5 protein-coding genes and 1 pseudogene are annotated in these 7,938 nt (G+C 63.5%); 4 read left to right on the top strand and 2 right to left on the bottom strand.

What is annotated here, in order from left to right:
* Positions 1 to 39 precede the first annotated feature (39 nt).
* The 4 genes and pseudogenes from NW857_RS08730 to NW857_RS08715 all read left to right on the top strand — a co-directional run.
* Positions 40 to 1,524: pseudogene (locus tag NW857_RS08730) on the top strand (cobaltochelatase subunit CobN); the annotation flags it as partial.
* A 48-nt stretch (positions 1,525 to 1,572) separates the two neighbouring features.
* Complete coding sequence (locus NW857_RS08725; protein WP_414341527.1) at positions 1,573 to 1,893, top strand: DUF2605 domain-containing protein; 321 nt, start codon at positions 1,573 to 1,575, stop codon at positions 1,891 to 1,893.
* Complete coding sequence (locus NW857_RS08720; RefSeq protein ID WP_414333816.1) at positions 1,893 to 2,156, top strand: DUF2973 domain-containing protein; 264 nt, start codon at positions 1,893 to 1,895, stop codon at positions 2,154 to 2,156. Before NW857_RS08725 ends, NW857_RS08720 begins: the two co-directional genes overlap by 1 nt.
* A 265-nt stretch (positions 2,157 to 2,421) precedes the next feature.
* The gene (locus NW857_RS08715) at positions 2,422 to 2,850 is read left to right on the top strand and encodes a GerW family sporulation protein (RefSeq protein WP_414337951.1); all 429 of its coding nucleotides are present in this window, start codon (positions 2,422 to 2,424) and stop codon (positions 2,848 to 2,850) included.
* Here the strand turns inward: NW857_RS08715 and NW857_RS08710 are convergent.
* A complete protein-coding gene (locus tag NW857_RS08710; RefSeq protein WP_414368680.1) occupies positions 2,847 to 6,122 on the bottom strand; it encodes an AAA family ATPase in 3,276 nt (1,091 codons plus the stop codon). The two genes, NW857_RS08715 and NW857_RS08710, sit on opposite strands and share 4 nt — an antisense overlap.
* Before the next feature lie 136 nt (positions 6,123 to 6,258).
* Positions 6,259 to 7,938: single-stranded-DNA-specific exonuclease RecJ (locus NW857_RS08705; protein WP_414368678.1), on the bottom strand; the 1,680-nt coding region annotated here is incomplete at its 5' end.

Genomic DNA, 7,938 nt, shown 5'->3' with positions numbered 1-7,938 from the left:
TTGAGGAATTAGCCAGCCAGCTCTATGGGCGAGAACTTTCGCCGCATCGGAGATGGGGTAGCTGCCCTAGAGGCCCAGGCCCGCCTCTGGATTGCCCAGCGGCTACAGGGGATCCCTTACGATCCGCCCCCGGGGCCGGCGGCCAGCCAGGTGCTGCGCTGGATCGAGACGGACTTGCTCCCCCGCCTGCAGCAAACGCCCCAGGAGCTGGAAAATCTCCTGCGCGGGCTCAATGGCGGCTATGTGCCCAGCGGCCCTTCCGGCGCCCCCACGCGGGGCCGGGTGGAGGTGTTGCCCACCGGGCGCAACTTCTACTCGGTGGATATCCGCGCCATTCCTACCCCCACTGCCTGGCAAGTTGGCTCGCTGGCTGCCGAGCGGGTGGTGGAGCGCTACGTGCAAGAGCAGGGGGAATATCCCCGCCACCTGGGCCTATCCGTTTGGGGAACTGCCACCCTGAGAACCGGCGGCGAGGACTGGGCGGAGGCGCTGGCGCTCTTGGGGGTTAGGCCCCGCTGGGAGGGGGGACGGGTGGTGGATATCGAGATTCTGCCTGTAGCGGCTTTGGGCCGTCCCCGCGTGGACGTAACCCTGCGCATCTCCGGCTTCTTTCGCGATGCTTTTCCCAACCTCATTGCCCTCTTCGACCGGGCTGTGCAGGCCGTGGCCGCCCTGGAAGAACCGGAAGCCGACAACCCCCTGCGGGCCCAGGTGTTGGCCGATACCCAGTACTGGCAGGAGCAAGGGATCCCGCCTTCAGAAGCGACAGAGCGGGCGCGGCTGCGCATCTTTGGCTCCAAACCAGGGGCCTACGGAGCCGGGCTGCAGGGGCTGATCGAGGCGCAAAACTGGGAAACCGAGGCGGATCTGGCGCGCGCCTACCTCACCTGGAGCGGCTACGCCTACCGGGCCGAGGGCGAGGGAGAGCCGGCCCCCGCAGCTCTGCGGCGGCAACTGGCCCGCTTGCAAATTGTCCTGCACAACCAGGATAACCGCGAGCACGATCTCCTCGACTCCGATGACTACTACCAGTTCCAGGGGGGCATGGTGGCAGCCGTGCGCACCCTCCAGGGCCGCAACCCCCAAATCTACTTCGGGGATCACGCCCGTCCCCACAACCCCAAGATCCGCACCCTGGCCGAAGAGATCGACCGCGTCTATCGCGCCCGCGTCGTCAACCCCAAGTGGATTGCCGGCGTGATGCGCCACGGCTACAAAGGCGCCTTTGAGATGGCCGCCACCCTCGACTACCTTTTTGCCTACGACGTCACCACCCACGCCGTGCCCGATTTCATGTACGCCGGGGTGGCCCGCGCCTACCTGTTGGATCCCCGGGTGCAGCAGTTTCTGCGGGATCACAACCCCTGGGCACTGCGGGATATGAGCGAGCGGCTGCTGGAAGCCCACCAGCGGGGCTACTGGCAAGAGCAGGCCCTAGAGCTGGTGCCCCAGCTGGAAGCCCTGCTGCTGGAGACGGAAGCCCGCCTGGAGGCCACCCAGGGATCCCTGGCGGGAGAAGGTTAAGTTCAGCTAAGATGCTCTCAGCAAACCAGGCGCGGAGGGATCCCAATGATGAGCAAAGCCAAGTTACTGCGAGAGATTCTGGGGCCCCTACTGGAAGATTACCGCTACTGGTTTGAGCGCTCCCGCCGCTTTTTGCAAGAAGAAACCCTAGAATTTATTAGCCCAGAGGCGCAGCAGGCCCTTCTGGAGCGGGTTTTGGCTGCCCAAGCAGAATTGCAAGCCGCAGAAGCCCTCTATCAGTTGTCGGAGAATGAAGTTGGCGTTGACCCAGCGCTGATGGCAAAATGGCATCACCTGCTGATGGAGTGCGCCGAGCTGGGCCGTCGCTTCCGCCAAATTCACCCTTCCTCTGACTCATCTGACCCGTGATGCTGCAGATCCTCTACCTTATCGCTTTCGTGGCCATCGCCTTTGTGGCCCTGCGTAACCTGGTGGCCAATATCATCACGTTGGGCAAAGAAGAGCGCAAGGCCTCGCCCCGTCGGGCTCGCCGACAGGCGCCCCACCCAGAGCTCTTGGATGAAGAAGGCAACCTGACGGAAGAGCCCTTGTTGGTGATTCGTTCGACCAGCCTGGAAGAAGCCCGCAGCCGCCTGGAAGATCTCTACTCTGGCTCTCCTGACGAGGATTAAAAGCGGCGCAGGAGCTTCCCCTTTCTCGGTGTCGGCCCGAGTCAGTTGTGGGGGTAAGTAGCCTTTCTTGGATGAAGTTACGATAAAGCACCTGGCGCCGAGCACTATTCCTAACTCCCCTCTCCCTGAGGGAGAGGGGTTGGGGGTGAGGGTAGCGGCGCGGAGCACTTGGGTAGGCGGCAAGGTATCTTAACCTTGTTTGAGGCAACTACAGTCAAGTCAATCTGGTTCTTCACCTGGTGGCCTCTGGAGCTGGCCTGCAGCATTGACGCAAACGTCACAAATGGGATCCGATTCCAATTCCGATTTCGAGGTGGAAGCCGTCCTGGAGGCGGTGCTGAGCAAGCTGACGGTTTTGGCGGAGACGGGACAGACCTTTGGCCAGCCGATTACCATTGGCGACACAACGATTGTCCCCTACGTGTCGCTCTATTTTGGCGTTGGCGGAGGAGGGGGCCATTTTGGCTTTCGCAGCAACGGACGGGATCCGGCCAGCCTGTTTGGCGGAGCGGGGGGCGGGGTGCGCATCGAGCCGGTGGGCTTTTTGGTGATCCGAGGGGAGCGGGTGGAGCTGCTGACCACGGCCCAAAAGCCCGGCCAGTGGAGCCAGCTTGGCGAGACTATAATTCCCCTGCTGCAGCAGTGGCTCCAGAGCCGGGCCGGCAACTCCTCAAATGACCAGCCAAATGACTAGCCGCGAATGGAGAGGCGGGATCCCTGGGGGGAGGGCTGCACCTCGATGCGGTGGGGAAAGGCCTCTTGCAGACTGGGGATGTGGGTGATCACCAGGATGCAGGCAAAGTCAGAGGCCACAGCGTTGATGGCCGCCAGCAACTGGGCCCGCCCGGTGGCGTCCTGGGAGCCAAACCCCTCGTCGATGATCAACGTTTGCAGGTCGGAGCCGGAGCGCTGGGTAAGCAGGCGGGAGAGGGCCAGGCGAATGGCGAAGTTGATGCGGAAGGCCTCGCCGCCGGAGTAGGTCTCGTAGGGGCGGGTGCCGCGGGGATCGGCGATGAGGATGTCGAGGGTTTCAATTAGCTTGTCCGAGCGTCGCCCCGAGCGCTGGGTTACAAAGCGCAGATGGAGGCGGTGTTGGGTGAGGCGGCCCAGGATCTGGTTGGCCTGGGCCTCTAGCTCTGGCAGAACGTTTTCGATGATCAGGGCGGGAATGCCGTTGCGGCCGTAGGCGTTGGCCAGCTCCTGGTACACCTGCTGCTGGCGGCGGGCCTGCTGCAGTTGTCGCTCTAGCTCTGCCCGCTCCGACTGTTGTTCAAGGGCCTGCTGCAGCCGCTGTTGGGCCGCCCCGATTTGAGAAAGCACCTGATCCAGCCCTTGCCGGTGCTCCTGCAGAGCTTGGCGGATCCCTTCCAGGTGGGCGGGCAAGACCTCAGGCTGCTCCGCCAGTTGTTGCTGCAGCGCTTCCAGCTCTTGGGTGGCCTGGGCAAAGTGCTGCCGGCTTTCCTGCAGGCGTTGGGACAAGATCTGGCTGCGGGCTGTGGCTTCCGGCAGCTCCTGGCGGGCTATTTGGAGGGCCTGCAGGCGGGCCGGCCACAGTTGCGCCTGGGCCAGTTCTGCTTTTACCTGCTGGTGCAGGGATCCGTCGTAGCCAAGGTGGTGCAGCGCCTGCTCGATTTGGGCCAGGCGTTCTGCCAGCGGCGAGTCAGGGGATCCCGCCTGTTGCAGGGCTTCCAGTTGCGCTTGTAGGGAGGCGATCTGTTCACACAACTGGGCTCGGCGCTCCTGGGCTTTGCGCAGCTCGTGGGAGCGGCCCAGGGCCCAGCGCCAGCGCTCCACCTCTCCCCGTTGCAGGGCGTGTTCGCGCTCGTCGTAGCCCAGGTGTTGCAGGGCCTGCTGGATCTGGGCAAGCTGCTGCCGCGCCTCTGGGGCATAAGCTTCTTGGTTGAGGATTTGCTCCAGTTCTGCCGCTTCTGCCCGCCAAGCCTCCAGTTGCCGATGGCGCTCCTGCCCGGCCTCCCACTGCTGCTGCAGCCGCCCCTGGAGGTGCAGACGCTCATCCCAAGCGGCCAATTCTTGCTCAAGACGCCGAGCTTCCTCTTGCAGCAGCCCGATCTCCCGGTCGGCCACCGCCAGTTGCTCGCGAATCACAAAGAGCTCGCCGGCAATCTCTTCTTGGCGCTGGCGGTGCTTTTGCAGCACCACATCCCTCAGGTGCGGGCTGAGCGGACGGGCGCAGAGGGGGCAAACCCAAAGGTGGGATTCCAGGACAGCCAACGCCTGGGTGGACGGTGCCGGCGCAGGCGCGGCAGGCTGCTCTGAGAAGGCTGCTTCCGGGGTGGCTTCGGATTCTGGGTGTTCTTCCTCCCCACCTTCTGCCATCGACTTCACCCCCGCTAAGGCAGGGGCGGAGTGGTGCCTTTCTTGCTCTGGATTGTAAGGATCTGGGCGATCCGGATCCCCGAGATCCAGCCGCTCGGGGTGAAAGGACTCCGTCCTGCTATCGCCAACGGGAAAGGCCTCCCAAGGAGCCTCTAATAGGCGGCAGCGCTCTTCCTCCTGTTGCCATTGGTGCTGGAGAACCCGCTGCCGCTCCTGCAGCTTCTGCACAAAGAGGCGGCGCTCTTGAATTTTTTCCAGCACCTGCTGTTGGTAGAGACGCCGTTGCTCCAGCTCGGCCAGGGCTGCGACGCCGGCGGCAATTTTCTGGGCCAGTTGCTGCTGCTGTTGGGCCAGGGTTTCCTGGTTTTGCAGTTGCTGCTTGAGGAGCTGGAGGCGGGCTTGCAGGCGTTCTCGCTCGCGGCGGATCTGCTCTTGCCAGTGCCGTTGTTGCTCGAGGAGGGCGGCGGCTTGGGCCTGGGCCTCGTTCAAGATCTGCAGGCGCTCCTGGGCTTGCCGGTAGTGGTGGAGGGCGTTTTCGATGCGCTCCCCTTCTGCCAGCACCTGGGCATCGGCCTGGGCTTGGGCCTGGCAGGCGGCCAATTCCTGTTGCAGCCGCTGCATTCTGCGCAGTTGCTGCTGTTGGTACTCAGCTTGTTGGGCCTGCAGCTTTTGGCGCTCTTGGAGCAGGTGTTGCTGTTGCTCGAAGAGGCGGTGAAGATGGCGATCTTGGGCCATCAGGGACTGATAGCGTTTATAGCCCGCCAGGATCTCCTCGCTTTGGGCGATCAGCTCTTCCAACTGCAGCAGGTGCTGTCGTTGGGCTCGCCACTGCTGTTCGGTGTGGTGCAGGTTGGCGCTGAGCTTGTGCAGGTGTTGGGTGAGTTGCCGGTGGCGCTCCTCTAGGGTGTGGCGATGTTCATAGGCCCGCTCTAGAGACTGTAATTCCTGCTGCTGTTGGGCCAGGAGCTGTTGCAGATGGGTTTGCTGTTGTTGGAGCTGCTCCAGTTCGGCTTGGATCTGCTCGATAGAGGCCTGCTGTTGCTCCAGCTTGGGCAGGCGCTCTTGGAGTAGATCCGCTTTCAGCTTGGCACTGCGAGCCTGTTCGCGGCAGCGCTCGGCCAGCAGGTCGTACTGGCCCAGCTTGAGCATATCGGCCAAGATCTGCTTGCGCTCGCCGGGGCGCTTCAGGGTAAAGGCATCGGCTCGTCCCTGCCGCAGGTAGGCCGAGTGAATGAAGGTATCGTAGTCGAGGCCAAGCTGACTTTGGATGGCCTGTTGGGTAGCGCGCATGCCGCGGCGGGTTAGGCTGCGCCAGGCGGTTTCTCCAGCTTGAATTTGCCACTCCAGGGATCCCTCCCCCGACAGGTGGCGGCTGCGCAGGATGCGGTAGGTTTGCCCCCGCGAGCGGTAAATCACTTCCACCCAGGTTTCACTGGCACCTTTGCGGATGAGATCGCTGTCGTTGCTGGCCCGGCTTTGTCCCCAGAGGCCCCAGGTAAGGGCGTCGAGCAAAGCCGATTTGCCCGCCCCGTTGGGGCCACAAATGCAGGCGGTGTGGATCCCGCGCAGATCCAAAACGGCGTGAGAGTAGCAGAGAAAATGGTGTAAGGTCAGGCGAACCGGGATCACGGAAGACTGGGCTCTGGGTGCGGCAAAACGCTAGAGCTAAGCCGTTTGATCTAGAGTATCGCGTCGGCCTTGAAAGGGTTGGCCAGATCCCAAGCCTTGCCAACTTTTTTGCGGGAATTGAAGGGATCCCTCACCTCTACTTCGGAGACAAAGCCGCCGGCGCGGGATCCGGTTGCAGCAGCCGTTGACAGAGCTGGGCGATTTGGTCGGAGCTGGCCTCGTCCAGCCAGCGGTGGAAAGCTTGGGATTCGCGGATGCGGCCCAGCAGCAAGGTGGGAATTTCCTCTGGGCTGTGCAATTCCGCTAGCCACTGTCGAGGCAGGCCAGTCGCTGCCGCCAGAGCGTCGGGATCCCGTTGGCCCGCTTGCCAGAGTGCCTGCAGTTGGGCGATCTGCTCCCAGCGGTGGCCAGAAGCAGCCAGGATCAGGGTTTGCGGCTGTAGCTGTTGCAGCAGTTGGGCCAGATCCGTCGGCAGCCAGGGCCAGCGGGCCAGCACCAGAGCTGTTTTTGCCGACGGGAGGAAGTCTTGATCGAGGGGCAGAGCCTGCCCCCTGTAGCAGACGGCTTCTCTGAGAGAATCCGGCAGGGGGCGTTGCCGGTAATCCTGGATCTGGAGACGGGTGGCGGAAACGGTGGGCGCCTGCCAGTCGCCAGAGGAGCGCAGCGCCAGTACTTTGCCTTGCCAGGGTTGTCTGCCCTGGTCATCCGCTTCCAACTGCAGGGCGATGTCCATAGCCTGGCATTCTTGCCACTGCTCCAGCTCTTCGCCGGCTTGCCAAAACCAGAGGGTACGGGATCCCAGCCTGCCTTGCAGATCAAACCTTAAGTGGCGGCCATTCTGGGAAGCCCCCAGCTTGACGCTGCCGCGACAAACGTTCATCAGGGCTACGACGGGGTTGGGATTGCCGTGGCCAAAGGGCTGCAGAAGCTGCAACTGCCGATACACCTCGTCCAGCTCTGCCACCCTATCCCGGCCCTGAGAGGCCAACAGTTCCCAATCGATGACGATCTCCACCGCCAGGGCGCGAGCTTGGCGATCCGGGCTGACCCTCGCGGCCAGCTCCCGCCGCAAAGCCAGTTGTACGGCGGCCAGGCAAGACAGATCTACTTGGATCCCGGCAGCCATAGGGTGTCCGCCTCCCCCCAGCAAGAGGGGGCGCACGGCCTCGATGGCCTCCACCAGGTTCACCCCTGGAATCGAGCGGCCCGACCCATAGCCCCGTCCCGCCCTCTCGTCTTTGGCGATCAACACCGTCGGGCAAGCGTATTGCTCCGCCAAGCGCGCCGCGGCGATCCCCAAAACCCCTGGGTTCCAGCCGCTTCCGGCCAGGACAATCGCCCCCTCCCGCCCCAGATCTAGGCTTTCCACCTGTTGGCCGGCCTCTTGAATCACTTGCTGGGTAAGGCGCTTACGCTCCTCATTGAGGGCAACAAAATGCTCCACCAGCGTCTGGGCCCGCTGCGGATCGGAGGTGGTCAACAGCTCCACCGCCAGGCTGGCATCGTCCAAACGGCCAATGGCGTTCAGCTTGGGAGCAAGGCGAAAGGCGATATCCTGGGCTGTTGGTGTTCCTGAGGATTGGCCGTTGCCCATCTGATCCAAAAGAGCTCGCAGCCCCGGGCGCTGCGTCTTGGCCAGCACGGGCAGGCCCCGCTGCACCAGGTAGCGGCACTCCCGCTGCAACACCGCCACATCGGCCACGATCCCCACCGCCACCAGATCCAGGTGCTCTTCTACGCCTGGGATCCCCAGCGCTTGGTAGAGGGCCTCCGCCAGCTTGTAGGCCACCCCCACCCCCGGCAGAAAGCGCAGCGG

It is taken from the genome of Synechococcus sp. H55.9 (assembly GCF_047462355.1).
GTDB lineage: Bacteria > Cyanobacteriota > Cyanobacteriia > Thermostichales > Thermostichaceae > Thermostichus.
Note: the sequence above shows the minus strand (reverse complement) of the source record. Positions and strands in the feature narration are given on the sequence as shown.

Coding starts and splice junctions, on each gene's coding strand:
- NW857_RS08720 (WP_414333816.1), top strand. CDS start 1,893: ATGCTGCAGATCCTCTACCTTATCGCTTTCGTGGCCATCGCCTTTGTG.
- NW857_RS08725 (WP_414341527.1), top strand. CDS start 1,573: ATGAGCAAAGCCAAGTTACTGCGAGAGATTCTGGGGCCCCTACTGGAA.